General features: G+C 71.5%; 22 protein-coding genes and 1 pseudogene. 12 read left to right on the top strand and 11 right to left on the bottom strand.

Annotation, left to right across the window (positions count from 1 at the left end):
- Window positions 1-97 precede the first annotated feature (97 nt).
- Complete coding sequence (locus ACIQWX_RS17485) at window positions 98-832, top strand: SDR family NAD(P)-dependent oxidoreductase (protein ID WP_400871459.1); 735 nt, start codon at window positions 98-100, stop codon at window positions 830-832.
- An 86-nt stretch (window positions 833-918) separates the two neighbouring features.
- Window positions 919-1,302 (top strand): hypothetical protein, encoded by a 384-nt coding sequence (locus ACIQWX_RS17480; RefSeq protein WP_400871456.1) that lies wholly within the window; start codon window positions 919-921, stop codon window positions 1,300-1,302.
- 25 nt (window positions 1,303-1,327) lie between these two features.
- Here the strand turns inward: ACIQWX_RS17480 and ACIQWX_RS17475 are convergent, their stop codons facing one another.
- Entirely contained in the window at window positions 1,328-1,831 is a 504-nt protein-coding gene (locus ACIQWX_RS17475; protein WP_400871453.1) for a hypothetical protein, read from the bottom strand.
- 44 nt (window positions 1,832-1,875) lie between these two features.
- Complete coding sequence (locus ACIQWX_RS17470) at window positions 1,876-4,950, bottom strand: AfsR/SARP family transcriptional regulator (protein WP_400871450.1); 3,075 nt, start codon at window positions 4,948-4,950, stop codon at window positions 1,876-1,878.
- A 121-nt stretch (window positions 4,951-5,071) separates the two neighbouring features.
- Here ACIQWX_RS17470 and ACIQWX_RS17465 point away from each other — a divergent pair, with 121 nt between their 5' ends.
- From ACIQWX_RS17465 to ACIQWX_RS17440, 6 genes and pseudogenes are all read left to right on the top strand, one after another.
- Window positions 5,072-6,436: an FG-GAP repeat domain-containing protein gene (locus ACIQWX_RS17465; RefSeq protein ID WP_400871447.1), complete on the top strand. Its 1,365-nt coding sequence runs from the start codon at window positions 5,072-5,074 to the stop codon at window positions 6,434-6,436.
- A gap of 27 nt (window positions 6,437-6,463) precedes the next feature.
- Complete coding sequence (locus ACIQWX_RS17460) at window positions 6,464-8,056, top strand: GH25 family lysozyme (RefSeq protein WP_400871444.1); 1,593 nt, start codon at window positions 6,464-6,466, stop codon at window positions 8,054-8,056.
- A 116-nt stretch (window positions 8,057-8,172) separates the two neighbouring features.
- Window positions 8,173-8,930, top strand: a pseudogene (locus ACIQWX_RS17455) (SDR family NAD(P)-dependent oxidoreductase).
- 131 nt (window positions 8,931-9,061) lie between these two features.
- Entirely contained in the window at window positions 9,062-10,876 is a 1,815-nt protein-coding gene (locus ACIQWX_RS17450) for a flavin-containing monooxygenase (protein WP_400871441.1), read from the top strand.
- Window positions 10,873-12,387: a hypothetical protein gene (locus ACIQWX_RS17445; protein WP_400871438.1), complete on the top strand. Its 1,515-nt coding sequence runs from the start codon at window positions 10,873-10,875 to the stop codon at window positions 12,385-12,387. Before ACIQWX_RS17450 ends, ACIQWX_RS17445 begins: the two co-directional genes overlap by 4 nt.
- The gene (locus ACIQWX_RS17440; protein WP_400871435.1) at window positions 12,384-13,817 is read left to right on the top strand and encodes an MFS transporter; all 1,434 of its coding nucleotides are present in this window, start codon (window positions 12,384-12,386) and stop codon (window positions 13,815-13,817) included. Before ACIQWX_RS17445 ends, ACIQWX_RS17440 begins: the two co-directional genes overlap by 4 nt.
- 19 nt (window positions 13,818-13,836) lie before the next feature.
- Here the strand turns inward: ACIQWX_RS17440 and ACIQWX_RS17435 are convergent, their stop codons facing one another.
- Window positions 13,837-14,655: a tyrosine-protein phosphatase gene (locus ACIQWX_RS17435; protein WP_400871432.1), complete on the bottom strand. Its 819-nt coding sequence runs from the start codon at window positions 14,653-14,655 to the stop codon at window positions 13,837-13,839.
- 298 nt (window positions 14,656-14,953) lie between these two features.
- Here ACIQWX_RS17435 and ACIQWX_RS17430 point away from each other — a divergent pair, with 298 nt between their 5' ends.
- Window positions 14,954-16,180, top strand: a complete 1,227-nt coding sequence (locus tag ACIQWX_RS17430) for a DUF222 domain-containing protein (protein WP_400871429.1) — start codon at window positions 14,954-14,956, stop codon at window positions 16,178-16,180.
- Between the two features lie 337 nt (window positions 16,181-16,517).
- Here ACIQWX_RS17430 and ACIQWX_RS17425 read toward each other — a convergent pair whose 3' ends face one another.
- The 5 genes from ACIQWX_RS17425 to ACIQWX_RS17405 all read right to left on the bottom strand — a co-directional run bounded on the left by ACIQWX_RS17425 (window position 16,518) and on the right by ACIQWX_RS17405 (window position 21,285).
- Window positions 16,518-17,246: a hypothetical protein gene (locus ACIQWX_RS17425; RefSeq protein WP_400871426.1), complete on the bottom strand. Its 729-nt coding sequence runs from the start codon at window positions 17,244-17,246 to the stop codon at window positions 16,518-16,520.
- Window positions 17,239-20,250: a DEAD/DEAH box helicase gene (locus tag ACIQWX_RS17420; protein ID WP_400871423.1), complete on the bottom strand. Its 3,012-nt coding sequence runs from the start codon at window positions 20,248-20,250 to the stop codon at window positions 17,239-17,241. Before ACIQWX_RS17420 ends, ACIQWX_RS17425 begins: the two co-directional genes overlap by 8 nt.
- An 84-nt stretch (window positions 20,251-20,334) precedes the next feature.
- Window positions 20,335-20,604 (bottom strand): DUF1048 domain-containing protein, encoded by a 270-nt coding sequence (locus tag ACIQWX_RS17415; RefSeq protein ID WP_400871420.1) that lies wholly within the window; start codon window positions 20,602-20,604, stop codon window positions 20,335-20,337.
- Window position 20,605: 1 nt separating this feature from the next.
- A complete protein-coding gene (locus tag ACIQWX_RS17410; protein ID WP_400871417.1) occupies window positions 20,606-20,962 on the bottom strand; it encodes a DUF1048 domain-containing protein in 357 nt (118 codons plus the stop codon).
- The gene (locus tag ACIQWX_RS17405; RefSeq protein WP_400871414.1) at window positions 20,959-21,285 is read right to left on the bottom strand and encodes a PadR family transcriptional regulator; all 327 of its coding nucleotides are present in this window, start codon (window positions 21,283-21,285) and stop codon (window positions 20,959-20,961) included. Before ACIQWX_RS17405 ends, ACIQWX_RS17410 begins: the two co-directional genes overlap by 4 nt.
- Window positions 21,286-21,421: 136 nt before the next feature.
- Here ACIQWX_RS17405 and ACIQWX_RS17400 point away from each other — a divergent pair, with 136 nt between their 5' ends.
- Genes ACIQWX_RS17400 through ACIQWX_RS17390 form a run of 3 tightly spaced genes read left to right on the top strand, consistent with a single transcriptional unit; the run spans window position 21,422 to window position 23,099 of the window.
- Window positions 21,422-22,180, top strand: coding sequence for an ABC transporter ATP-binding protein (locus ACIQWX_RS17400; protein ID WP_400871411.1), 759 nt, complete (start codon window positions 21,422-21,424; stop codon window positions 22,178-22,180).
- A 5-nt stretch (window positions 22,181-22,185) separates the two neighbouring features.
- The gene (locus tag ACIQWX_RS17395) at window positions 22,186-22,947 is read left to right on the top strand and encodes an ABC transporter permease (protein ID WP_400871408.1); all 762 of its coding nucleotides are present in this window, start codon (window positions 22,186-22,188) and stop codon (window positions 22,945-22,947) included.
- Between the two features lie 2 nt (window positions 22,948-22,949).
- Window positions 22,950-23,099, top strand: a complete 150-nt coding sequence (locus ACIQWX_RS17390) for a hypothetical protein (RefSeq protein WP_400871405.1) — start codon at window positions 22,950-22,952, stop codon at window positions 23,097-23,099.
- A 4-nt stretch (window positions 23,100-23,103) separates the two neighbouring features.
- Here the strand turns inward: ACIQWX_RS17390 and ACIQWX_RS17385 are convergent, their stop codons facing one another.
- The 3 genes from ACIQWX_RS17385 to ACIQWX_RS17375 all read right to left on the bottom strand — a co-directional run bounded on the left by ACIQWX_RS17385 (window position 23,104) and on the right by ACIQWX_RS17375 (window position 25,372).
- Window positions 23,104-24,096, bottom strand: a complete 993-nt coding sequence (locus tag ACIQWX_RS17385) for a HEAT repeat domain-containing protein (protein WP_400871402.1) — start codon at window positions 24,094-24,096, stop codon at window positions 23,104-23,106.
- Entirely contained in the window at window positions 24,090-24,743 is a 654-nt protein-coding gene (locus tag ACIQWX_RS17380; protein WP_400871399.1) for a HEAT repeat domain-containing protein, read from the bottom strand. Before ACIQWX_RS17380 ends, ACIQWX_RS17385 begins: the two co-directional genes overlap by 7 nt.
- A gap of 116 nt (window positions 24,744-24,859) precedes the next feature.
- Window positions 24,860-25,372 carry a lytic polysaccharide monooxygenase auxiliary activity family 9 protein gene (locus ACIQWX_RS17375; protein WP_400871396.1) on the bottom strand — a complete coding sequence of 171 codons (513 nt, stop codon included), beginning with the start codon at window positions 25,370-25,372 and terminating at the stop codon, window positions 24,860-24,862.
- Between the last annotated feature and the right edge of the window lie 104 nt (window positions 25,373-25,476).

Below are 25,476 nucleotides of genomic sequence, written 5' to 3'. Positions count from 1 at the left end.
CGTCAGTACCGAACGGTGTACATAACTTGCGCCCGAGTCGACCCTTCGCTACGTTAACCACACCGACCAGTTCACATAACATGAAGGAGAAGCACTCGTGGGAAAGCTCGACGGCAAGGTCGCGGTGGTCACCGGCGGATCGACCGGCATGGCATTGGCCGGTGCCAAGCTGTTCGTCGACGAGGGAGCGCACGTCTTCATCCAGGCGCGGCGGCAGGACGCGCTCGACGAGGCCGTCGAGCTGATCGGCCGCAACGTCACCGCCGTGCCGGGCGACGCGTCCGAACTGGCCGACCTCGACCGGTTGTACGACACGGTCAGGCGGGAGAAGGGCTCGATCGACGTGCTGTGGGCCAGCGCCGGCACGGGCGAACCCGCCCGGCTCGGCGACATCACCGCGGAACAGTTCGAGCGCGCCTTCTCCCTCAACGCCCGCGGCACGCTGTTCACCGTGCAGAAGGCGCTGCCGCTGCTCAACGACGGCGGCTCGATCATCATGACCGGATCGAACGCCTCCCTCGGCGCCTTCCCCGGCTGGAGCCTCTACGCCGGGAGCAAAGCCGTGCAGCAGGCCTGGGCCCGCGTGTGGCTCAACGAACTGAAGGACCGCAAGATCCGGGTCAACGTCCTGACCCCCGGCCAGGTCGCCACGGCCAAGCAGGAAGAACTCTTCGACGAGGCCACCAAAGCCGCGTTCGAATCCCTGATCCCGCGGGGAGAAATGGGCCGCCCCGAAGAGATCGCCACCGTCGCGCTGTTCCTCGCCTCCGCCGACTCCAGCTACGTCAACGGCCTGGAACTGGTCACCGACGGCGGCACCACCGCCATCTGACGCACACCAACGGGACCCGGACGGGAGGACACTTCACGAGCAGCATCACCCTCATCGGTACGGGCACCATCGGCACCGTCGAAGTCGTGGGCCGCGACCACGCCAAGGCCGAAAACCTGGGCGGGGACACGACAACCGGCAAATGGGGTGCCGTCCCGGCCGGGGACATCGTCATCACCGCTCTGCTGTACGACGGTGTGGTTCCGCTCGGCGAGGCGGTGCGCGGGGTGGACGAAACGCTCGAGCACGTCGCGGCCGGCCGGGGCATCTCCTTCCTGGCCCGTTCGGCGACCGTCTTCTACTCGCACCCGGAAGTCCGTTACGTCCCCATCCCGGAGCTGGCCCCCGACCAGGTGTGCCTCGCGGCGGCCGGAACACGTGCCTCGGCAATGGTGGACGATTTCTTCTCGGCGGCCCAGGAAGCGGCCGGAACCGCGGCGGAATGCGGGAACTACGAGATGTGGCGGTGAGTCGGGATCGTTCCCCTGCGGCAGCTCATCGCCGGTCTCGCGCCACCGGGTGAGTGAGCCCGTAGCGAGCGAAAGGCGCCTGGTTCACCCAAGCCCAGAAGGGATCCCCGTACGACCAATGCCACCAGTGGGCCGGGTAGTTGACCAAACCGGCCGCGACCAACGCAGACGCGAGCAACCTCGCCGTCCTCTCCCCCGGTGGTGCGACCGCACCGGTGCAGCACGCCGGAAGCGGCCGGAGTGCATCGTCCACTTCGGACACCGTGACGTCCACGGCGCCCCCCGTCGGGTGCGCCGCGGCCGGGAACGGGGTCCCGCCGGGCGGGCGGTAGCCGTCGACCACCAGCAGGCGGACGTCGCGGGGCAAGAGGCTCTGGGCCGTCACCAAGCGGTCGACCAGGCCGTACCGGAGGTACGTCGGGCCGGCCACCCGCAGCGGGGCCGAGCGGACGTCCACCAGCGCCTCGCCGCTGTCGCGGATCGGGATGCCGGCCAGGCGGGGACCGGCCGGGGAATCTTCTGTGGGCACCGGTCCACCGTCGCCCACCGGGCTGCAGAAACCCTGGAATCGGATTACAGGGACGTCAGCTCGCCGTACTCGCGGGAGCCGTAGGCGCGGAACGTCTCGATGGCCTCGGCCAGGGCGGCCTTCGCCGCGGTGTGGTCGCCTCGGGCCTCCTCCAGCTGCGCGATGTCCCGCAGCGTGCGGGCACCGAACAGGAGGGCCTCCTGCGTGCGGAACGCCTCGAGTGCGCTGGTCAGCCACCCGGCCGCCTCCTCGAACCGGCCGGCGGCCAGGTCCAGCTCGCCGAGCGTGCGCATGACCATCGCCTCGCTCCAGCTGTCCCCTTCCGCCCGGTGGGCCTCCAGCGCCTTCTCCAGCGGTCCCCTCGCCTCGGCCAGGCGGCCCATCCGCAGGTGGGTCTTGGCCAGCCCGCGCAGGCAGAACGCGACCAGCTTCGGGTCGCCGAGCCGGCGGAACAGCGCCAGCGCCCTGCCGAAGGTCTCTTCGGCCTCGGGGAGCCGGCCGCGGCCGAGGTGGGTCAGGCCGATCGTGCGCAGCGTCAACGCTTCCCCGCGTTCGCTGCCCGCCCGGCGGTACGCCGTCAGCGCGGCGGCCAGCGCGGTGTCGGCGGCCGCGAAGTTGCCGCGTTCCAGGTGGACCGAGCCGATCAGCCGCTCGCAGTGGCCGGTCGCGCGGTCGTCGTCCAGGGTCCGGCTCACCGCGGCCGCCTGGGCCAGGAAGTGCTCGGCTTCGGGGAGGTAGCCCTGGTCGCGGCAGGCCAGGCCGAGCGCGGTCAGCGTGCTGGCCTCGCCCCGCGGGTCCCGCAGGTCGCGGAACCGTTCGACGGCGTCGGTGAAGTGCCGGCGGGCGTCGGCGAAGCGGTCCTGCTCGTACGCGAGCTGGCCGACCTGGGCCAGCAGGATCGCCTCGCCGTGCGGGTTGCCTGCCGCGCGGGCGGCGGCCAGCGCGGCGCCGTGCGCGCGGTCCCACAAGTCCACGACGCTGTTGAGGGCGTAGCCCGACGAGCACAGCACCGACGCGATGGCGACGGCCGGCTCGTCCAAGCCCGCCTCGGCGGCCCGCTCGACGGCGAGCACCAGCGACGCCTGCTCGATGTCCAGCCAGCCGCGGGGATCGGTCAGCGCGGTGCCGAGCACCTCGGGGTCGACCGGGCCGGACTCGGCCGTCGTCAAGGGGATCGCCCCGGAGGTCACGTGATCGGCGACGTGGTCCCGCAGCCGGTCGAGCACCGCGGTCCAGCCGCCGGCGACGCGGGCCGTCGAGTCCACCAGGTCGGCGTGGGACTCGTGCCGCTCGGCCTCCTCGCGGGCGTAGATGCGGACCAGGTCGTGCAACCGGTAGCGGACCTGGCCGGTGTCGTCGACGAAGGTGTAGTCGACCAGGTGGGTGTCGACGAGGTGCTCGACGACCTGCTCGGCCGTGCCGATGTCGGCGTCGAGCGCGTAGGCCACCACCCAGGCCCGGAAGTCGGCCAGCCCCAGGTACCCGAGCCGGCGGAGCGCGGTCCGGGCGGCCGGTTCCAGGTTGCGGACGCTCATTTCGATGCTCGCGCGGATCTGCTGGTCACCGGCGCACAGCTCGGTGAGACGGCGCCGCTCGTCGGTCAGCCGGGTCGCCAGCAGGCGTGCGGTCCACTGCCGTCGGGTGGCCAGCCGGGCGCCCGCGACGCGGACCGCGAGCGGCAGGTTGCCGCAGCAGGCCACGATGTCGGCGGCGGCGTCGGGCGCGGCGTCGATCCGGGCGGCGCCGGCGATCCGGGACAGCAGCGCGGTCGCCTCGCCCGCGGACAGGAGCCCCACTTCGACCAGGTGCGCGCCGGCGAGGCCGGCCAGCCGGTTGCGCGAGGTCAGCAGGACCGAGCAGGTGCCGGCACCGGGCAGCAGGGGACGCACCTGCTGCTCGTTCGCGGCGTCGTCGAGGACGATCAGCACGCGGTGGCCGGCCAGCGCGGTGCGGTAGGCGTCCATCCGCTCGTCCGGGTCGTCCGGGATCGCGGTCCGGTGGGGTTGCAAGGCGCGCAGGAAGCGGCCGAGCACCTCGGTCGGCGAAGCCGGGGTACCGGTGGTGCCCCGCAGGTCGACGTGCAGCTGCCCGTCCGGGTAGGCCGCGGACACCCGGTGCGCCACGTGCACGGCCAGCGCCGACTTGCCGACCCCGCCCGGGCCGAGCAGCGCCGCGATCGCCGGGCCGCTCCCGCCGCCGGTCAGCACGCCGGTCAGCTCGGCCACCAGCTCGTCCCGGCCGGTGAAGTCGGCCGCATCGGGCGGCAACTGCTTCGGCACGGCCACGCGCGGTTCGGCGCGGGCCGGCGAAGGCGAAGCGGGCTCGGGCACGACAGGCCGCGCGGGCGGCTCCGGCGACGGGCCGAGCAGGGCCGGGTCCGCCCGCAGGATCGCCTCGTGCAGCCGGGTCAGCTCGGCACCCGGCTCGATCCCCAGCTCGTCGATGAACACCTCGCGGCCCTGCCGGAAGACGGCGAGGGCGTCTGCCGTCCGGTCCGCGCGGTGCAGGGCGAGCATGAGCTGGCCCCGCAGCGACGCCCGGGTCGGGTGCTGCCCGACCAGCACGGTCAGCTCGCCGATCAGCTCGTCCGTGCGGCCCAGGGCCAGGTCGGCGGTGATCCGCGCCTCGATGACGGCGAGCCGCTGCTCGTCGAGACGGGCGGCTTCCCCGGCGAGGACGCGGCTGCGCACGCCGCCCAGCGCCGGCCCGCGCCACAGGGCGTCCGCGGCGCGGAAGGCGTTCGACGCCTCGCGGTAGCGCCCGCCCTCCGCGGCGGAGCGCCCATCCGCCGTGAAGCCCTCGAAGTGGTGCCGGTCGAGGCTGGTGGCCTCGAACCGCGCCAGGTAGCCCGGCGCCACCGTGCGGACGATGTCCGGGCCGGCGTCGCCGAGCGCGCGGCGCAGCGTGGAGACGTAGGTCTGGATCAGCGCCCGCGCGGTGGGCGGCGGCTCGTCGTCCCAGATGATGTCGACCAGGCGGTCCGTGGCGAGCACCCGGCCGGGCTCGAGCAGCAACGCGGCCAGCAGCGTGCGGATCTTGGTGCCGCCCAGGGCGAGCGGACCGGTCCCGTCGGCGACCTCGACCGGTCCGAGCAGCCGGAACTCCATCCCCCGCCCCACGTCGTCTCCCCCGAGATGTCACGGGGACCCTACGCCCCGGCAGCTTCGCCGGAAATCCGCTGTATGGCGGTTACCGGCGGATTTGCAGAGAACCTGCAGGGCGGGTCCCGACGCTGAAGCCATGAACACGAAGACGATCGCCCGGCTCACCGTCACCTTCGCCACCGCGGCTCTGGCCGCGGTCTCGATCGCCGTCCCGGGCACGGCGCACGCATCGACCGTCAACGGCCCGATCTCCCGCGGAGAGGTCCTCGACCGGGCGCAGTTCTGGGTGGACAAGGGCTACACCTACACCCAGACCGGCACCCACGTCCCCGGCCCGGACGGCGGGCAGACCTACCGCCGGGACTGCTCCGGGCTCGTCTCGATGGCCTGGCACCTCAACACCAGCCTGATCACCAACGAATTCCTCAGCAAGGCGCAGAGCGGCAACGGAATGCACGTCGTGGCCCGGGACGACCTGCGCCCCGGCGACGCGATGGTCCGCGACAGCGACGGCGGCGGCCCGGACGGGCACATCGAGCTGTTCGCGTTCTGGAAGAACCAGAACGACCACGGCCAGGGCGCCTACGTCTACTCGTTCAACTCCACCGGCCAGACCGTGCAGAACCCGTACAAGGTCAACAACAACGGCAACCTCGGGTTCGACTCCTGGTCCGAGGTCACCTCCTACACGGCCATCCGCTACGACCGGATCGTCGACCAGTCCTCCGGGGGCAACGGGGTCGCCTCGGGCGACGTCACCGGTGACGGGCGGGCCGACCTCGTCACCCGCATGCCCGACGGTTCGCTCTCGCTCTACAAGAACAACGGCAGCAACACCTCGCCCTACGACTCCGGCAGCCCGATCGGCAGCAGCTGGCAGGGCTTCTCCTGGTTCCGCGTCGGCGACGTCACCGGCGACGGCAAAGCCGACATCGTCGCCGGCAAACCCGACGGGACACTTTCCCTCTACACCAACAACGGCAGCTCCTCACCGTTCGACAACGGCACCCTGATCGGTTCGGCCTGGCAGCAGTTCAGCCACGTCACCCTCGCCGACGTCACCGGCGACGGCCGCGCCGACCTGGTAGCGGCCAAGCCCGACGGAACGCTGTGGCTCTACACCAACAACGGCAGCAACACCTCGCCCTACGACTTCGGGATCCAGGTCGGCGCCGGCTGGGCGCAGTTCGCCCGGATCGTGGGCGAGGACGTCACCGGGGACGGCCGGGCCGACCTCGTCGCCGCCAAGCCCGACGGCACGCTCTGGCTGTACACCAACGGCGGCAGCGACACCGCGCCCTACAGCACCGGCAGCCAGATCGGCTCCGGCTGGGCCCAGTTCGACCGCGTCCAGCTCGGCGACGTCACCGGGGACGACCGCGCCGACCTCACCGCCACCAAGCCCGACGGCACCCTGTGGCTCTACACCAACGGCGGCAGCGACACCGCGCCCTACAGCACCGGCATCCTGATCGGCTCCGGCTGGCAGACCTTCGCCTGACCCACTTTCTCGCAACGGGAGCTCATCATGCGCAAGTACCTCCTGGCGGTGCTGGCCGGAGCAGTCCTCCTCGGGGGAACGCCGGCCGCGATCGCCGAACCCATGCCCACCGACGTGCCGAACGGATCCGCCAAGGCCGCCCGGGAAACGCACGCCCCGGCGGCGCGGGCGGCCGGCCTCCCCCCGGGCTACAGCATTAACGGGATCGACGTCTCCAGCCACGACCACGCGAGCGGCAAGACGGTCAACTGGGCGAACCAGAAGGCCGCCGGCGACGAGTTCGCGTTCGTCAAGGCGACCGAAGGCACCGGCTACACCAACCCGTACTTCGACCAGGACTACCACGGCGCCAAGAACGCCGGGCTCTACACCGGCGCCTACGCGTTCGGCCGCCCGGACCTGGGCAACGCGGTGGGCCAGGCGAACTACTTCGTCGACCACCTGCAGTGGGCCACCGACGGCCGGACGCTGCCGCCGTTCCTCGACCTGGAGTGGCCCTACAGCTCGCTGAACCTGCCCGACTGCTACGGGCTCGGCCAGAGCGACATGCGGACGTGGATCAGCTCGTTCCTCAACCAGGTCAAGGCCCGCATCGGCCGCACGCCGATGATCTACACGAACGTCAACTGGTGGAACCCGTGCACCGGCGGCAGCACCGCGTTTTCGGGGTACCCGCTCGACATCGCCAGCTGCAACTCCGCGCCGCCGTCGGTGCCGGGCTGGGGTACCCGGTGGACGTTCTGGCAGTACGACATCGACGCGTGCGGCCGCGGCGCGGCCCACGACTCCAACGTCTTCAACGGATCGCTGGCCCAGCTGGCCGCGCTGGCGGGCGGCTCGGGCGGTGGCGCGAACGGCGTCTCGGCGGGCGATGTCACCGGTGACGGGCGAGCGGACCTCGTCGCCCGCATGCCCGACGGGTCGCTCTCGCTCTACAAGAACAACGGCAGCAACACCTCGCCGTACGACTCCGGCACCCTGGTCGGCAGCAGCTGGCAGGGCTTCAGCTGGTTCCGCGCCGGCGACGTCACCGGCGACCACCGAGCCGACATCGTCGCTGCCAAACCCGACGGAAGCCTGTGGCTGTACACCAACAACGGCAGCTCTTCACCGTACGACACCGGCACCCTGATCGGCTCCGCGTGGCAGCAGTTCAGCAACGTCACCCTCGCCGACGTCACCGGCGACGGCCGCGCCGACCTCGTCGCGGCCAAGCCCGACGGCACCCTGTGGCTCTACACCAACAACGGCAGCAACACTTCGCCGTACAGCACCGGGATCCAGGTCGGTGCCGGCTGGGAGGCGTTCACCTCGGTCCTCGGCGAGGACGTCACCGGAGACCACCGAGCGGACCTGGTGGCGGCCAAGCCGGACGGCACGCTGTGGCTGTACACCAACGGCGGCAGCGACACGGCGCCCTACAGCAGCGGGACCCAGGTCGGTGCGGGCTGGGCGCAGTTCGACCGGATCCAGGCCGGCGACGTCACCGGTGACGGGCGAGCCGACCTCACCGCCACCAAGCCCGACGGCACGCTCTGGCTCTACACCAACGGCGGCAGCAACACCGCGCCCTACGGCAGCGGCACCCTGATCGGCTCCGGCTGGCAGAACTTCGCCTGAGCCACCCAACCGCACCGCTGCCCCCGGCCGACGCCGGGGGCAGCGGTGCGGCGTGGGTGATCCGCCCCCGGCAAGATCTCCTCGAACACCACACCGGTTTCGACGAGGAGCAGCGGATGAGCAGTTTCGACGGTAAGAGCGTGATCGTCACCGGCGGCGGGTCGGGGATCGGCCGGGCGGCCGCGCTGCGGTTCGCCGCCGCGGGGGCGCGGGTCGTCATCGCCGACGTCGACGCCGCCGGGGCCCAGTCGGCGGTCGAGGAGATCACCACCGCCGGCGGGGCCGCGGTGGCCGTGCTCGGCGACCTCAGCGAGCAGGAGGTCGTCGACCGGGTCGTCGCCACGGCCGTCGAGCAGTACGGCGGCGTGGACGTGCTGGTCAACAACGCCGGCGTGATGGACGCCATGACCGCCACCGCGGACGTCACCGACGCCGAATGGGACCGGGTGCTGCGGATCAACCTCACGGCACCGTTCCTGCTGGCCCGGCCGTCCTGCCGCACATGCTCGCCAAGGGGGCCGGCGCCATCGTCAACACCGCCTCGGAGGCGGCCCTGCGCGGCAGCGCCGCCGGCACGGCCTACACCGTTTCGAAGCACGGCGTGGTCGGCCTGACCAAGTCGCTGGCGACCATGTACCGCAACGACGGCATCCGCACCAACGCGATCGCCCCCGGCGCGACCCGCACCGCCATCCTCGCGGCGCCGCCGGCCCCCGGGCACGGCCCGGCCGCGCTCGCCGCCTACACCGCGGGCTTCGGCCGCGTGGCCGAGGCCGACGAACAGGCCGCTGCCATCGTCTTCCTCGCCTCCGACGCGGCCGGCAACATCAACGGCGCGATCCTGCCGGTCGACAACGGGTGGTCCGCGGTCTGAACCCCCGGCGACCCGGGCCGGGCACGAGTCGGTATGCTAAATCAATCAGTTGATTTAACATTTTTCACGTCGGCGTCCGCGAGCTGGCGCGAAAGTCACGAGCCCGGCCCGTGACCGGCAGAAGGGATCGCATGTCCTCGCAGCTGGACCGCACGCGCTTCACCCCCGGTGAACTCGGCTTCGACCCCGATGCCCTGCGCGAGAAGTACCGGGTGGAGCGGGACCGCCGGCTCCGGCCGGACGGCGCCGCCCAGTACCGGCGCGTCGCCGGCGAGTTCGGCTACTACGCCGTCGATCCCTACACCGAGCGCGTCGAGCGGGACCCGGTGGCCGACCGCGTCGAGGCGCTCGTGGTCGGCGGCGGGTTCGGCGGCCTGCTCGCCGGCGCCCGGCTGCGCGAAGCCGGGGTGGCGGACATCCGGGTGATCGACGAGGCCGGCGGCTTCGGCGGCACCTGGTACTGGAACCGCTACCCCGGCATCCACTGCGACATCGAGTCCTACGAGTACCTGCCGCTGCTGGAGGAGGTCGGGTACGTCCCGCGGTGGCGCTACTCCCCCGGCGAAGAGATCCGGCAGCACGCCGTCGCCGTGGCCGAGCACTACGGCCTCGACCGCGACACGCTGTTCCACACCCGCGTCACCGAACTGCGCTGGGACGACGACGCCGCCGAGTGGCAGGTGCGCACCGACCGCGGGGACGGCTTCCGCGCCCGGTACGTCGTCGTGTCCTCCGGCACGCTCACGCAGCCGAAGCTGCCCGGCATCCCCGGCATCGAGACCTTCCGCGGGCACACCTTCCACACCAGCCGCTGGGACTACGGCTACACCGGCGGCACCGCCGACGGCGGCCTGCACGAGCTGGCCGACAAGAAGGTCGCGGTCGTCGGCACCGGCGCGACCGGCATCCAGGTCATCCCCCACCTCGGCCGCGACGCCGAGCAGCTCTACGTCTTCCAGCGCACACCCTCCACTGTGGACGTCCGCGGCAACCGGCCCACCGATCCGCGGTGGGCCGCTTCGCTCGAGCCGGGCTGGCAACGCGAGCGCATGGAGAACTTCCTGACCATCGTCACCGGCGGGCACGCCGCGGAAGACCTCGTCGGGGACGGCTGGACGAGCAGCGCCCGGCTGCAGCGCCAGATGCTCGGCGGCACCCTGGACACCGAGCTGTCGGACGCCGACCGCGAGTACCTCGACGAGATCGCGGACTTCCGGAAGATGAACGAGATCCGCGCCCGCGTCGACGACGTCGTCACCGATCCGGCCACCGCCGAGCTGCTCAAGCCGTGGTACCGGTACATGTGCAAGCGGCCGACCTTCAGCGACCTGTACCTGCAGACGTTCAACCGCCCCAACGTGACCCTGGTCGACACGGCCGACCACGGCGGCATCACCCGGATGACCGAGAACGCGGTCGTCGTCGGCGACCGCGAGTACGAAGTGGACTGCGTCGTCTTCGCCACCGGTTTCGAGGTCGGCGTCTCGGGCATCCTCTCGGGCACGCTGCCGGTCTACGGCCGCGGCGGGCAGTCGCTGCTGGAGTCCTGGGGCCGGGGACCGCGGACGCTGCACGGGTTCTACAGCCACGGGTTCCCCAACCTGTTCCACCTGGGACCGTTGCAGAACGCCTCGGCCGTCAACTTCACCCACATCCTCACCGAACAGGCCGGGCACATCGGCGCGGTCGTCGCCGAGGCCCGCAAGCGCGACGCCCGGTACGTGGAGCCCACCGCCGAAGCGCAGGACGCCTGGGTCGCCACCATCCGCGCGAACGCCCGCGACACGTTCCGCTTCCTTTCCGAGTGCACCCCGGGCTACTACAACAACGAGGGCAAACCGCGCCCGGTCAGCAACTCCTTCGGCCCGGGTCCGGTTGCTTTCCACGACCTGCTGCGGCGCTGGCGCGCCGACGGCGGTCTGGACGAAGTCCTGGTCGGCGCATGAGCCACCGAGCGCGCCGGCTGACCCGGCCCACTCCCCTGCGCGGTTCCAACGGCGTCGCCTTCGGCCCGGACGGGCGCCTGTACGTGGCCCAGTTCCTGGCCGGCGAGATCAGCGCCCTCGACCCGGCCACCGGCGACCTCGAAGTCGTCGTGCCCGCGGACGGACCGGTCCAGGCGCCGGACGACCTCGCCTTCGGCGCGGACGGCTCGATGTACATCACCGACCTCGTCCCCGGCCGCGTGTGGCGGCGCCACCCCGACGGCGCCTTCACCCTCGTCACCGACCAGGTGCGGCTGCCCAACGGCATCGCGTGCGTCGGCGACCGCCTCTTCGTCAACGAGATGATCCCGGGCGGCCGCCTGCTGGAGCTGACCGGCGGCGAGCCCGTCGTGCTCACCGGCGGGCTCGCCATGGGCAACGCCATGCAGCTCGGCCCGGACGGCCACCTCTACTACCCGCACATGCTCACCGGCGAGGTCTTCCGCATCCCGCCGGACGGCGGCACGCCGGAGCTCGTCGCCGCGGACGTGCACGAGCCCGTTGCCGTCCGCTTCGGCCTCGACGGCACGCTGCTGGTGCTCTCCCGCGGCGCCGAGGGCATCATCACCCGCATCGAACTGCACGGCACCGGCGAACGGTCCCTGCTCACCAGCGGCCTCGCCGGCCTGGACAACGCCGCCTTCGACACCGAGAACCGCCTGTTCGTCTCCAGCTACGCCGGCGGCGGCATCACGGAGGTCCACCCGGACGGCCGGACGCGGGAAGTCGCCCCACGCGGGTTCGCCGGGCCGTTCGGGGTGACCGTCGACCTGGGCGGCACCGTGCACACCGCCGACCACTACCGCATCGCCGAGCCGCGGGAGAGCGAGGTGGCCACCACCGAACTGCTCACGTTCGCCCACGGCATCGTCGCGGACGGCGACCTGCTGCACGTGACTTCGCAGTACGGCCAGGTCCGCACGTACGACCGGACCACCCGGGCGGTGCGCACGCGCGCGAAGGACCTCGACCAGCCTCTCGGCATCGCCGTTCGCGCCGACGGCGTCCTGGTCGTCGCGGAAGCCGGCGCGGGACGCGTGCTCGCCATCGACGCCGACGACACCGTCAGCGTGCTCGCCGACGGTCTGGGCCGCCCGGTCGACGTGGCCGTCGACGAGGAGAACTGTTACGTCAGCGACGAAGCACACGGCCAGGTGTACCGCCTCGACGACGGAACGCCGGTGGCCGGAGGGTTCGACGCTCCCCAAGGGATCGACGTCGCCGCCGGTCTGCTGCATGTAGCCGAAACCGGCGCCGGTCGAGTCGTCACGGTGGACCTGACCACCGCGGAAACCGTGACCACAACCGCGCTTCCGGCGGCCGCACCGTCCACAAGGGACCTCCCGGACCTCCGTGTGCACGGCTTTCCCGGCATCCCGCGGCCGTTCACCGCGGTCGCCGCGGCCGGCGGCTCGCTCTACGTCACCGCCGACGGCACCGTCCTGCACCTCATCCCCGCGGAGCACGCGTGACCACCCTCGCCACCCGCGGCCGGGTCCTCCAGGCCCTGAGCGGCCTGCTGCTCGCCCTGTTCGTCTCGACCTTGAGCAGCACCGTGGTTTCCACCGCCCTGCCCCGGATGCTGCGGGACCTGCACGGCTCGGCCACCCAGTACGCCTGGGTCGTCACCGCGACGCTGCTCGCGGCCACGGCCGCCACGCCGATCTGGGGCAAGCTCGCCGACCTCTACGCCAAGAAGACGCTCATCCAGATCGCCACGGTGGTGTTCATCGCCGGGTCGATCGCCGCGGGCCTAGCGCAGGACACCGGGCAGCTCATCGCCGCCCGCGCGTTGCAAGGCATCGGGGTCGGCGGCCTGCAGTCGCTGGTCCAGATCGCGATCGCCGCGATGATCCCGCCCCGGGAACGCGGCCGGTACGCCGGCTACCAGAGCAGCGTCACCGCGCTGTCGACCATCGGCGGCCCGCTGCTGGGCGGGTTCGTCGTCGACACGTCCTGGCTGGGCTGGCGGTGGTGCTTCTTCATCGGCGTCCCCTTCGCCGTCGTCGCCCTCGTCCTGCTGCAGTTGACGCTCCGGCTGCCCGTGGTGCGCCGGGAGAACGTCCGCATCGACTACTGGGGAGCCACCCTGATCACCGGCGGGGTCAGCCTGCTGCTGATCTGGGTGTCGTTCGCCGGCGACTCGTTCGGCTGGGCGTCGTGGCAGACCGCCGCGATGGTCGGCGGCAGCGCGCTCCTGCTCGGGCTCGCCGCGTGGACCGAAACCCGCGCCGCCGAACCCGTCGTCCCGCCGCGCATCATCCGTCAGCGCACCACGGCGTTGGCGATCCTGGGCAGCCTCGCCGCCGGCACCGCGATGTACGGCGCCGCGGTGTTCCTCAGCCAGTACTTCCAGGTCAGCCGCGGCCGCACCCCGACCGAGGCGGGCCTGCTCACCATCCCGATGATGGCGGGCATCCTCGTTTCGTCGATCACCGCCGGGCGCATGGTGAGCCGGTCCGGGCGGATCAAGCCGTACCTCGTCACCGGCTCGATCAGCCTCACCGCCGGCTTCGCGGGTCTCGGTTTCCTCGACGAGTCCACCCCGCTGGTCTTCATCGCGGTGGCGATGCTGCTGATCGGCGCGGGCGTCGGGATGACGCTGCAGAACTTCGTGCTCATCGTGCAGAACGCCGTGTCGCTGCGGGACGTCGGCGCCGCCAGCGCCACGGTGTCCTTCTTCCGCTCGCTGGGCGGCACCATCGGCGTCGCGGTCCTCGGCGCCGTACTGGCCCGGCAGGTCGCCGAGCAGACCGCGCACGGTGCCGGAGCCGCGTCGGCCTACGGCACCGCCACCGGGCACATCTTCGCCATCTCCGCCGGTGTCGCCCTGCTCGGCGTGCTCGCCGCCGTCCTGCTCAAGCCCATTTCGCTGCGCACCAGCCTGGACCGCGCCGACTGATCGGGCCGCCGGCCGCGGGTCAGACCAGCAGGTGGGCCTTCAGCGCGGCGATGGTCGCGTCGTCGAGGCGGAGGCCTTGGTGCGCGTAGGCGTCCATCGATCCGTACAGGTGGTCGACCTCGTCGAACGCGGCGCGCAGCCAGCTCAGCTCGACGGCCTTCGGGTTGCCCAGCTTGTCGTTGCTGAGCAGGAAGTCCGCCTCGATGGTCGCGCGCGGTACACCCAGCAGGCTCAGCAGGATCGCGGTGCCCCAGCCGGTGCGGTCCTTGCCCGCCGAACAGTGGAACACGGTCGCGCCGGTACCGTTCGCCGCGATGGCGCGCAGCAGGTCGCCGAACGCGTAGTCCGCGCCGACGAAGTCGACCATGAACGGGTAGCCGATCGACTGGCCCAGGTTGTCCGATCCGTTGAGCAGCCCGGCCGCGATGGCCTTCACCAGGGTGACCGCGGCGTTGTCGTGGAACCGCAGGCCGTGTTCGAGCGAGACCACGTCGGCCACTTGGTAGCGGGTGGCCGCGGGCTTGCGGTCCGGCTCGTCGTGGCGCTCCTTCACGTTGCGCAGGTCGACGTCCAGCGAGACGTTCAACGCCGTGAGCTGTTGGACATCCGCTTCGGTGAGCCCGGAAAGCTTGTTGGAGCGGTAGACCACGCCGGTGCGTACCGTGCGGCCGTCCGTTGTGGGGTAGCCGCCGAAGTCTCGGAAGTTCTTGGCGCCCTCGATGTTCACCGTGCTGACGACGACGGCCGGGGCTCCGGGGCTTGCCGATGCCGGGACGTTCACCGTGGCGGCGATCGCGGTTACCGCCGTGACGACCACGAGCAGCTTTCGCACGCGCATTTCGCTCCCTTCGCCGTGTTCCGCGACGAACGTGGATGTTTGCCGATTTCGGTGGGGAGCGCAACGGCAATCGGCGAAGGGTTTGCGGGGAGTTCAACGTGCGGACACCGGGGCGGACGTCCTTGACTCGTCTCCAAAGATACGGCTTCGCCGGGGCGTGGGAAATCGGCGCTTCCTATGGTCGTTTCTTGCCCGGTGCCGGAGCGCCGATTCCCCACGCAACGGTGCCCCTGCCGGACTTCTCGGGTCTACCCGAACGAGTGATGATCGTGTGTTCGGGTTCGGCTAACCTTGTTGTATGGCAACGGAAACGGCGTGGAAGACGGATGCGATGGCCTTGGCCGATCGTATCACCGCGCTGCTTACTGTTGTGCGGTCGGCGGAGGCGGAGATCGGTGCTCTGCTGGTCGACATCGAGTCGCGTGGGGTGATGGAGCTGTTCGGCTATCGCTCGGTGGCTCGGCTTCTCGAGCACCTGGCCGACATCCCGAAGTCTGCGGCGGAGACGGTGGTCAATCGAGCCCGTGGGTTGCACGGTGGTCATCACCTCGACAGTCCGCCCGCCGTGGCTCCCGCAACGGCGGCTGCCGCTTCTTCGGGCCGCTTGAGCAACCCGATGATCGACACCATCGTCGGAGCGTTGACCGAGGTTCCCCTTGAGCACCGTGACGATGCCGAGCAGCACCTGCTGGCCTTGGCCGAGAATGCGGGTTACAAGCAGGTCGCCGCCCTGGGAGCCCGCATCGTGGCGCACCTGGACCCCGACGGCCCCGAACCCGACTCCACCGAACCGCCGATTCCCAGCCGCGAACTCTCGCTGCGCCGGAAAAGAACCGGGGTATGGGAACTGCACGGCCGGTTCGACGACGAGACGGGCACCCGAGCCAGCGCGCTGCTGGACTCGTTGGCCGAACGCCGCACAGGCACCAACGAGGCGGGCGATCACCGTTCCCCGCAGGAACGCTACGGCGACGCTTTCTCCGACGCGATCGACCTGGCCCTCAACTCCCCAACCCTGCCCATGCAGGCAGGCGAACGAGCCCACGTGATGGTCGCGGTCCACCTGAAGGACCTCAAGTCCGGCCTCGGCGAGGCCACCCTGGGCGACACCGGCACAATGACCGCGGCCGAAGCGCGGGTCCACGCCTGCGACAGCATGATCATCCCAGCGGTACTGGGCGAGAAAAGCGAACCGTTGAACTTAGGCCGCCTCCGCCGCCTGATCTCCGCAGGCTTGCGCCGGGCGCTGTACCTGCGCGACCGAGGCTGCGCATTCCCCGGCTGCCACCGCCCACCACGCCACTGCCAGGGCCACCACATCCGCCACTGGGCCGAAGGCGGCCCCACAGACCTGCACAACCTGGTGTTGATGTGCGCCCACCACCACCGACTGCTACACCGTTCAGGCTGGGAAGTCCGCATCGCCGCCGACGGCCTGCCCGAGTTCCTACCCCCAGCATTCCTGGACAGGCAACGAAAACCCAGGCGCAACAACCTGCACCAACCGCTGCCATTCGCAGCGTAAGACAACCGAACACGGGAAAGGCCCGCAGCCAGAAGGCTACGGGCCTACACCCACATCCCAAGCGGCGAGAGCCCGCCACTGCCTTGATTCCACGACCACCCAGGTGCGCTCGATTGGCCTTCGAGGTGTAGGCCCTGCCCACATCCCCGATGCAGCTTGGTGGCCAATCCACAGCGGCACCGGCCCAACGCGTGATCATCAGGCTCGACGGTGACCCGCCCTGCAGAGCCCCTCTTCCGCGCACCGGCAGCAAGCTGATGCGATCGTGGAGTCCACACCGGCATCCCACGTGCTTCGCCCAGCCGCTCGGCCAAAGCCCGCAACTTCGATACAGGCCCTAGCCGTCCTGCTCACCGGCGAGTGCCCGGTACACCGGCCTGAGCAGCTCGGCGACATCCTCGCCGCCCACCGTGATCGCGAACGGCGGCGCCTGGTCCAGTAGCGCGTCCGACGCCGTTCGCGGGCTGTGCAACGGTGCCGAGCCGCCCTGGCCCGGGATTGGGCCGGCGTCGAAGAACGTGTCCATGGCGTCGGTCAGGGCCGCCGATGTGTCGTCGGGATCCTCTGGCCCGGCGGAGATGAGCCGGTTCTTCAGCTCCTCAAGCAACGCTTCCCGGCCTCGGCCGCGCAGAGCGAGGACCGTGAACGGGTCCTCGGCGACCCGCGCCACGAGCGCCGAAAACACGGCGTTCAAGTGGCCGCACGGCACCTCGGCGGCCGGGCACGTGCAGTCCAGCGACACCTCCCGGGCCGACGACGGGAACAACGGCAGCCGGACCGCCTTGCAGACCTGTTCGACGTCGCGGGGCAGCTCGCCGCCGAGCAACTGGACCGTGAGCGACGCCTTCGCGGCGAGGGCGTGGGTGATCGCCGCCCAGTCCGGTTTCCCGAACGCCGCCAGGCCGACTCGCACCTGGTGGAGGCCGCCGTCGCGCACCTCGGCGTCGACGCGCCCGGCGCCGACCGTCAAGGACACCACCTGCCCCTGGCCCGGCGCGGGCAGCAGGATGCCGATCGTCGTCAACGCGCGGATGAAGCGGGTCGCCCACCACGGGAGCTCAGTCATCGATCGCCTCCTCCCCCAGGGCGAGCACTCCGCGCAGCGCGTCGGTGGACATTTCGGTGAGCCAGCCGTCGCCTTCGCCCACGACCATTCCGGCGAGCGCGCGCTTCCGGGCGATCAAGGTGTCGATGCGGTCCTCGATCGTGCCGGGGCAGACGAACTTGCGGACCTGGACGTTCCGCCCCTGCCCGATCCGGAACGCCCGGTCGGTGGCCTGGTTCTCCACGGCCGGGTTCCACCAGCGGTCCAGGTGCAGGACCTGGCCGGCCGCGGTCAGCGTGAGCCCGGAACCGCCGGCCTTGAGCGACAGCAACAGGATCCGCGGCCCGTCGCCGGCCTGGAAGCGGTCCACGATCGCGTCTCGCGCCCCCTTCGCCAGTCCGCCGTGCAGGAACCCCACTTCGGTGCCGAGCCGGTCGGACAGGTGCGGCACGAGCAGGTGGCCGAATTCGGTGTACTGCGTGAAGCCCAGCACCCGATCGCCCGACGCCAGGATTTCCGCCAGGACCTCTTCGAGGCGGTTGACCTTGCCGGAGCGGTGCCCGATCGGGGAACCGTCGTGCAGCAGGTGCGCGGGGTGGTTGCAGACCTGCTTGAGCTTCGTGATCGCGGCGAGGACGTTGCCGCGGCGCTTGATGCCCTGGCTGCTCTCGATCTTCTTCATCATCTCGTCGACGATCGCGCGGTACAGCGTGCCCTGCTCGCGAGTGAGCCGGTACTCCTGGCGGATTTCGAGCTTTTCCGGCAGTTCGGGGACGATCGCCGGGTCGGTCTTCACCCGGCGCAGCAGGTACGGCTGCGTGAGCCGGCGCAGCTCGGCGGCCGTGGCGGTGTCGCCCCGCCGCTCGATCGGAGCCGCGAACCGCTGCCGGAACTCGTACCGGCTGCCGAGCAGCCCGGGGTTGAGCAGGTCCAGCACCGACCACAGGTCCGCCAGCCGGTTCTCCACCGGCGTGCCGGTCAGCGCGAGCCGGTGCCCGGCCGGGAACCGCCGCACCGCCTTGGCCGTCGCGGTGTCGGCGTTCTTGATGGCGTGCGCCTCGTCGAGCACCAGGCGCCGCCAGGCGACCTTCTCGAGTTCGTCCGCGTCACGGGCGGCGGTGGCGTAGGTCGTGACGACGAGGTCCGCCGCGGCGACCCGCTCGGCGAGCGCGTCCCCGTGCGCGCGGGCGCCGCCGTGGTGGTCGAGGACACGCAGGTGCGGCGCGAACTTCGCCGCCTCCCGCTGCCACATGCCGACCAGCGACATCGGGCACAGCACCAGCGTCGGCCCGTGCTCGGCTTCGGCCCGCTCGACGGCCTCGAGCGCCAGCGTCTGGACGGTCTTGCCGAGGCCCATGTCGTCGGCCAGGCACGCGCCGAGCCCCAGCGCCGACATGAACGCCAGCCAGGCGACGCCCCTTTGCTGGTAGGGCCGCAGGGTGGCCCGGAACGACGGCGGCAGCTCGACCGGCCGCAGCGTCCGGGGGACGCGGTCGGCCAGGAAGTCCCCGACCCAGCCGTCGGCGCTGACCCCGGTGACCGGGAGCGGCGTCTCCAGCCCGAGGTGGACGAGCTCCAGCAGCTCGGCCGCGGTGGGCGGCCGGGTCCGCCGGTGCGGGTCGCGGCGCAGGAACTCGAGGCCGGCGCGGAGGCGGTCGGCGTCGACGCTGATCCACCTGCCCCGCAGCCGCACCAGCGGGACCTTCGCCGCGACGAGCCTGGCCAGCTCTTCTTCGCCGATCTCGTCGTCGCCCACCGCGACCGACCAGCGGAACCCGGCCAGCTCGTCGCGGCCCACCCGGCTGCGGGTCACGACCTGCTCGGACGGCGTGCCGCGGACGGAAAGCCGCAGCCCGAGCCGGCGCCGGCCGTCCCAGGTGGCCGGGAGCTGCACTTCGAACCCGGCCTCGACCAGCCGGGTCGCGCCCGAGGTGAGGAACTGCTCGGCTTCCTCGACGGTCAGGTCGTACTCGGACGGCTGGGTCCGCCGCAACGCCGGGGCCAGCATCGGCTCCACCAGCGCGGCCCGGCCCAGTTCGGCGACGAACAAGCCCCTCGGGTCCCGGACCAGGCCGTGCGCCTCCCCCGACCAGATCTGCCCCGCCGACAGCAGCAGGCTCGGATCGGCCGTGGCGCGCAGCAGGAACTGCAGCTGCCACTTGGTGCCGTCGCCGGTCTGGTCGTCGGGATCGTCCGTGTCCGGCGCACGCAGGGTGCCGACCTCGGCCAGCCGGAAGCACGCCCGGCCGTCGACGACGTCGGTGTCGGCGACCTCGTCCCACTTCGCGACGGCGTCGGCCACGGCACCGAGCTCGTCCAGCGGCAGCTCGACGCGGGGATCGCCACCCTGCAACGCCGACAGCCACACCCCGGCCGCGCCCGGGCGCCCGCGCAGGTCGACCGGCGGCTCCGCCCGCGCCAGCCGGTCCCGGACCGCCGCGTCGACCAGGACGTGGAGGGCATCGGTGACGAGCGCGCGCGGCGAGGCCCCGATGCGCGGCGCGACCTGCTCGGCCCGCCCGACCGGCGGCATCGCCGCGACCAGTGCGTCGAACGCGACGAAGTCCACGCCCTGCAGCACCGGGCGCCACCGGGCCTCCGCGGCATCGCCGCGGCGGACCAGCGTCGGCAACACCCGCCCGTGCCGCACCAGGTCCTCGGCCAGGCGAACCACCGCCCTCAGGTAGGTGACCGAAGCGCCGTAGGACGCCGAGTCGTCGAGGTCGTCCAGCTCGATGGGGTCCACGACCAGCGCCGGCACCGACCACGGCCGCAGAGTGGGTGCACGCCGCTGGGCGCCCGTCTCGGCGGAGGCGAGCGGCCGGTTCGCCCGCGACGGCAGCAGCAACGTCACCGACGTCGGCTTGCCGGGGTGCAGCGCGGTCAGATCCGCACTGGAGACCGCGAACGGATGCGCGATCGCGACCTGCGTCGAACGGCTCGACGTGCCCGTCGGGCGCCGGTCCCGCTCCGCCCAGAGCAGCAGACCCCGCCCCGGCGACCACAGCGCGTGCACGACGGGCAAGGTCAGAGGCTCCTTCGTCCGATCCGGGTTACCCACAGATCGTCGCACGGCGGACTCGGCCCGGTCGTGCGTACGCCGGAGAACTCAGTGCTGGCCCTTCGCGTCGTCGATCAGGTCGTCGCAGAAGGCGGCCACGTCGGGGCCGATCAGGTCCAGGACTCCCGTGCCCGCCGCCGCTCCCTCCTCGAAGAAGTCCACGATCCCCGCGAGCAGCTGCCCGTCGAACGGGCCGACCTTGAAGAGGTACTTCTGCATCTCCTGGTAGACGATCCGGTAGTCCGGCGGAAGCGCCTTGACCCGCGCCGTGTGGGCCCGCCACTGCTTCTTGCCCTCGACGATCTCCTGGATGCCCACCTCAGCCTCCCAGCCGGGACAGTTTCTTCGCGACGGTCCGGTTCAGCTGCTCGCGCCACCGGTCGCGGTAGCTCCGGGCGCCTTCGCCGCCGGCCAGCGCCGCGCAGAAGCCCGCGATGTCGTCGCCCAGCATGTCGTCGATGCCCTGCCCGTCGGCCGCGGTTTCTTCGAGCAGGCCCAGGACTCCGTCGAGGATCGGCATCAGGTTGCGGCCGGTGAAGCTCCCGTAGGCCAGCAGGTGGACCGTGATTTCGCCCCACGCCGAGCGGAAGGCGGGTGGCAGCGCGTCCGCGCGGGCCTCGAACGCCTTCCAGTCCCTGGTGAGGTCGCTGCCCGTCATGGTCTCCCAGAGGTTCATCGCCCGCCCTCCCTGAGCTTTTCGATGCGCGAGGCCAGGAACTCCCACTTCGTCCAGAACCGCGCGAGCTCTTCGCGCCCCGCGTCGTTGAGCGCGTAGAACTTGCGCGGCGGCCCCAGCCCGGACGGCTGCTTCGTCACCTGGACCAGCCCGTTCTTCTCCAGCCGCAGCAAGATCGTGTAAACCGTGCCTTCGACGACGTCGGCGAAGCCGAGGTCGTTCAGCCGGCGCGTGATGGCGTACCCGTAGGTCTCCTCGCCGCCGATGATCTCCAGCACGCAGCCCTCGAGCGTGCCCTTGAGCATCTCCCTCAGGTCGTCCACCGCGGTCCCTCCGGCCTTGCCAGTACTACGTGATAACGAGTACTACTACAAAGTATCACTGAGTAGCCCGAGGAGGGAACGACCATGACCGAACCGGAAGACGGCGGCCTTCGACCAGGGCCGCCGGAGAAGAGCGATGACGGCCGCGATCCGGGTCCGCGGCCTGGAGAAGTCGTACCGGGACCTGCACGTGCTGCGCGGGGTGGACTTCGACGTGGCGCCCGGCAGCATCTTCGCCCTGCTCGGCTCGAACGGCGCGGGCAAGACCACCGTCGTGCGCATCCTGTGCACGCTGCTGAAGCCGGACGCCGGAACCGCCGAAGTCCACGGTTCCGACGTCCGCACCCAGGCCGGCGACGTGCGGTCGGTCATCAGCCTCACCGGGCAGTTCGCCGCCGTCGACGAGATCCTCAGCGGGCGGGAGAACCTCGTGCTCGTCGCCCGGCTGCGGCACCTGAAGCAGCCGGGCAGGATCGCCGACGACCTGCTGGCGCGGTTCTCGCTGACCGACGCGGGCGCGCGGAAGGTGGCGACCTACTCCGGGGGCATGCGCCGCCGCCTGGACATCGCCATGAGCCTCATCGGCGACCCGCCGGTGATCTTCCTCGACGAGCCCACCACCGGCCTCGACCCCGAAGCCCGCATCGAGGTCTGGGACGCGGTCAAGGGCCTGGCCGCGCGCGGTACGACGGTGTTGCTGACGACGCAGTACCTGGACGAGGCCGAGCAGCTCGCCGGCCGGATCGCGATCCTGCACGAGGGCCGCATCATCGTGAACGGCACCCTCGCCGAGCTCAAGCGGCTGCTCCCGCCCGCCGAGGTCGAGTACGTCGAGAAGCAGCCGACCCTCGAGGACGTCTTCTTCGCCGTCGTCGGCTCGCGCACGGAAAGGTGAAAACGATGGCCACGCACGTCTTCGGCGACACGACCGTCCTGTTGGGACGGTCGCTCAAGCACGTCACCCGCAGCCTGGACACCATCATCACGACGGCGATCATGCCGATCGCCATGATGCTGATGTTCGTCTACGTCTTCGGTGGCGCGATCGCCACCGGCTCGGACTCCTACGTCGGCTACCTGCTGCCGGGTATCCTGCTGATCACGATCGCGTCGGGCATCGCCTACACCGCGCTGCGGCTCTTCACCGACCTCAAGAGCGGGATCTTCGAACGGTTCCACTCCATGCCGATCGCGCGCTCGGCCGTGCTGTGGGCGCACGTGCTGACCTCGCTGGTCGCCAACCTGATCTCGCTCGTGATCGTCGTCGGCGTCGCCCTCCTCATGGGCTTCCGTTCGAGCGCCGGGGTGCCGGCCTGGCTCGCCGTCACCGGCATCCTGCTCCTGGTCACCCTCGCGCTGACCTGGATCGCGGTGGTCGCCGGGCTGTCCGCGAAGACCGCGGAAGGCGGCAGCGCGTTCTCCTACCCGCTGATCTTCCTGCCGTTCCTCAGTTCGGCGTTCGTCCCCACCGCCACAATGCCCGGCCCGGTGCGCTGGTTCGCCGAGCACCAGCCGGTGACGTCCACCGTCAACACGATCCGCGGCCTGTTCACCGGCCAGCCCATCGGCGGCGACATCTGGGTCGCGCTGGCCTGGTGCGCCGGAATCCTCGTCGTGGCGTACGTCTTCGCCACGGCGGCTTACCGCCGGAAGATCTCCTAGCCGTGTCATGCGGTGGCCGCCCCGTCGTCAACCTGTGGGGCGACCCCGACTCCGGTGTCGGCTTCGGCTACTTCACGAACCTCTGGAACTACCGGCCCGACGACCCGCGGGCGACCAACCTTGCCAAGGCCGTCCGGGCCTGCCTCGGCTGAGGAGTCACCGGAGGGCCACCAGGGCGGCGGCGACGCGGGCGACCGCCGGGTCGTCGTCGTGGGCCAGCTCCCGCAGGACGTCGTGCGCGAGGGACGGCGGCAGCTCGGCCAGTGCCTGGGTCAGGCGGATCCGCGCCGCGGAATCCCCGGTGCCGGCCAGCTCGCCGGCGAGCGCGGTCATGACCTGGTCCGCGCAGCCGTGTTCGGTGGCCAGCGAGCTCAGGACCTCGGCGGCCTCGACGTCGTTCGTGCCCTCGACGACCATGCCCGCGAGGATCGGCACCGCCGCGCTCCCGCCCCGGCTGCCCGTGGCCAGCGCGGCGCGCCGGCGCACCGACGGGTCCGGGTCGCCGAGCGCGCCCTCGAGCGCCGACGCGGCTTCGTCGCCGGGCAGCTCGATGAGCGCCAGCACCGCGCGCAGCCGGACACCGGCGTCGGGCGAACGCAGGCCGGCGGCCAGGCTCGCCACGCCGTCGCCGCCGGCGCGCGCGAGTGCCCAGCGGAGCGCGCCGGCGACGTTCGGGTCGGCCTCGGCGAGGAGCGCCTTGGCCAGGACGTCGGCGGGCACCGGGCCGTCCTCGGCCGGTGCGAGGACGGCCTGCTGCCGGTGCGCGGGGTGCGGCGAGTCGAGGCCGTGCAGCAGTTCCACGACGCGCAGGACGTCCGGCCAGCCGTCCGGCGCCGAAGCGTCGATCGCCCGCAGCCGTTCGAGCAGCTCCTGTTCGCGCCTCAGCCGGTCTTCCGTCCGCCGGATGAGGTCGCCGACCAGGGCGGACGGCGGAAAGTCCGCGTCCGCCAGCGCGGTTCCGATCTGCCGCAGCGACAACCCGAGGGACCGCAGGCCTTCCACGTGGAAGATCCGGCGGATGTCGGCTTCGGAGTATTCGCGGTAGCCGCCGACGGTCCGGCCGGTCGGCCGCACCAGCCCGAGGGAGTCGTAGTGCCGCAGCATCCGCGTGCTCACCCCGGACCGGCGGGCCACTTCGCCGATCAGCACGCGCGCTCCGGGCCGAGCGCCGCGACCCGCTTCGCCTGGTCGACGGCCAGGTCGAACCCGGCGTCCGGGTCGTGCAGGATCTGCTCCGTGGCGCGGGCGTGCGCACGCACCGCCGGGTCGGCGGCGGCCAGGGCCACCCGCAGGACCGGCTCGACCACGTCCCCGAGCGCGGCCAGGGCCCGGCTGAGGCTCAGGCGCGTGTCGCGGTCGCCGCGGCCAAGCTGGGCGGCCAGCCGCACCGCCAGCTCCCCGCGGCCGCCGTCGGGCACAAGGATGACCGCGGCACGCCAGGCGCTGCGCTTCACCTCGTCGTCGGCGTCGTCGAGCAACGCCGGCGTGATCGCGGGCCACGCGGCCCGGTCGCCGATCTTCGACAGCGTGTGCAGCGCCTGGCTCCTGGCCTGCGCGTGCTCCGACCGGACCTCCACGAGCAGCAGCGGGACCACGGTTGCGGTGGGCAGGCGGGTCAAGGCCCAGGTGAGCATGTCGCGCACGAAGAAGTCCGGCTCGACCGCGCACCGGCCGACGAGCGCGTCGGCGAGCCCGGGGTCGGCGTGCGTGCCGGCGGCGAGCGCGGCTTCCAGGCGGGTGGACGCGTCGCCGGCGGCGAGCGCGGCGAGCAGGCGCGGGTCCGAGTTGTGGTTCATCGCGAGTACCTCCTGCCGCCAGTGAAGACCTTGTCACTGTGTCAAGGTCAAGTGGCGGCCGCACCACGAGAACCGGTCACCCGGGAGCCGCGCGCTCCCGGGTGGACGGAGCTCTCTCAGCCCACCTGCACGTCGATGCAGCTGTAGAACGCGTTCGTCGTGTCCGCGATGTTCCAGACCGCCAGTACCGTCTGGCGGCCCGTGTGGTTGCCCAGGTTCACCTGGTGCGAAACGGTTTGCGGAGGCTGCTGGTTGTTGCCGCTGATGTCGGCGACCTTGTCGTTGCCGATCCAGTACTCGTAGTTCGCCGTGCTGTGGCGGGCCGTGAACGTCCACGTGAACGTCGCCGTGCGGCCGACCGGGGAGGCCTTCCAGCCCTTGCCGTTGTCGTTCAGCTCGGCGAACTGGGAATTGCCGCCGTTGCAGGACTTCAAGCCCTTCGGGCCTTCGACGCTCTGGGGCTCGTACTTGATGTTGCCGCAGGCCACCGTGCCCTGCGCGCACTGGGCTTGGCGGCTCGCCGGGGCGTTGACGTACCCGTGCGCGCTCGCGATGCCGGCCGGGTTCACCACCACCAGGACCGGTGCCAGGAGTGCACCCGTCGCGGCCGCGACCAGTTTGCGGTTCATAACAGCTCCTTCGGGGACAGGCTCGCTTCCCGGGTACGACGAAGTCGCGGCGGGGGTGCCCGCCGCTGCCGGGAAGGGGGTTCGAGCGAAGGAAAATTGTGGTC

The sequence above is a fragment of the Amycolatopsis sp. NPDC098790 genome, assembly GCF_044759945.1.
In the GTDB taxonomy this organism is placed as follows: domain Bacteria; phylum Actinomycetota; class Actinomycetes; order Mycobacteriales; family Pseudonocardiaceae; genus Amycolatopsis.
This window is presented reverse-complemented; position numbering and strand designations above follow the sequence as displayed.

What these genes read in the sequence shown, in the direction of transcription:
- ACIQWX_RS17465 (WP_400871447.1), top strand. Translation starts at nt 5,072, where the DNA reads ATGAACACGAAGACGATCGCCCGGCTCACCGTCACCTTCGCCACCGCG.
- ACIQWX_RS17460 (WP_400871444.1), top strand. Translation starts at nt 6,464, where the DNA reads ATGCGCAAGTACCTCCTGGCGGTGCTGGCCGGAGCAGTCCTCCTCGGG.
- ACIQWX_RS17450 (WP_400871441.1), top strand. Translation starts at nt 9,062, where the DNA reads ATGTCCTCGCAGCTGGACCGCACGCGCTTCACCCCCGGTGAACTCGGC.
- ACIQWX_RS17445 (WP_400871438.1), top strand. Translation starts at nt 10,873, where the DNA reads ATGAGCCACCGAGCGCGCCGGCTGACCCGGCCCACTCCCCTGCGCGGT.
- ACIQWX_RS17435 (WP_400871432.1), bottom strand. Translation starts at nt 14,655, where the DNA reads ATGCGCGTGCGAAAGCTGCTCGTGGTCGTCACGGCGGTAACCGCGATC.
- ACIQWX_RS17430 (WP_400871429.1), top strand. Translation starts at nt 14,954, where the DNA reads ATGGCAACGGAAACGGCGTGGAAGACGGATGCGATGGCCTTGGCCGAT.
- ACIQWX_RS17425 (WP_400871426.1), bottom strand. Translation starts at nt 17,246, where the DNA reads ATGACTGAGCTCCCGTGGTGGGCGACCCGCTTCATCCGCGCGTTGACG.
- ACIQWX_RS17410 (WP_400871417.1), bottom strand. Translation starts at nt 20,962, where the DNA reads ATGAACCTCTGGGAGACCATGACGGGCAGCGACCTCACCAGGGACTGG.
- ACIQWX_RS17400 (WP_400871411.1), top strand. Translation starts at nt 21,422, where the DNA reads ATGACGGCCGCGATCCGGGTCCGCGGCCTGGAGAAGTCGTACCGGGAC.
- ACIQWX_RS17395 (WP_400871408.1), top strand. Translation starts at nt 22,186, where the DNA reads ATGGCCACGCACGTCTTCGGCGACACGACCGTCCTGTTGGGACGGTCG.
- ACIQWX_RS17380 (WP_400871399.1), bottom strand. Translation starts at nt 24,743, where the DNA reads ATGAACCACAACTCGGACCCGCGCCTGCTCGCCGCGCTCGCCGCCGGC.
- ACIQWX_RS17375 (WP_400871396.1), bottom strand. Translation starts at nt 25,372, where the DNA reads ATGAACCGCAAACTGGTCGCGGCCGCGACGGGTGCACTCCTGGCACCG.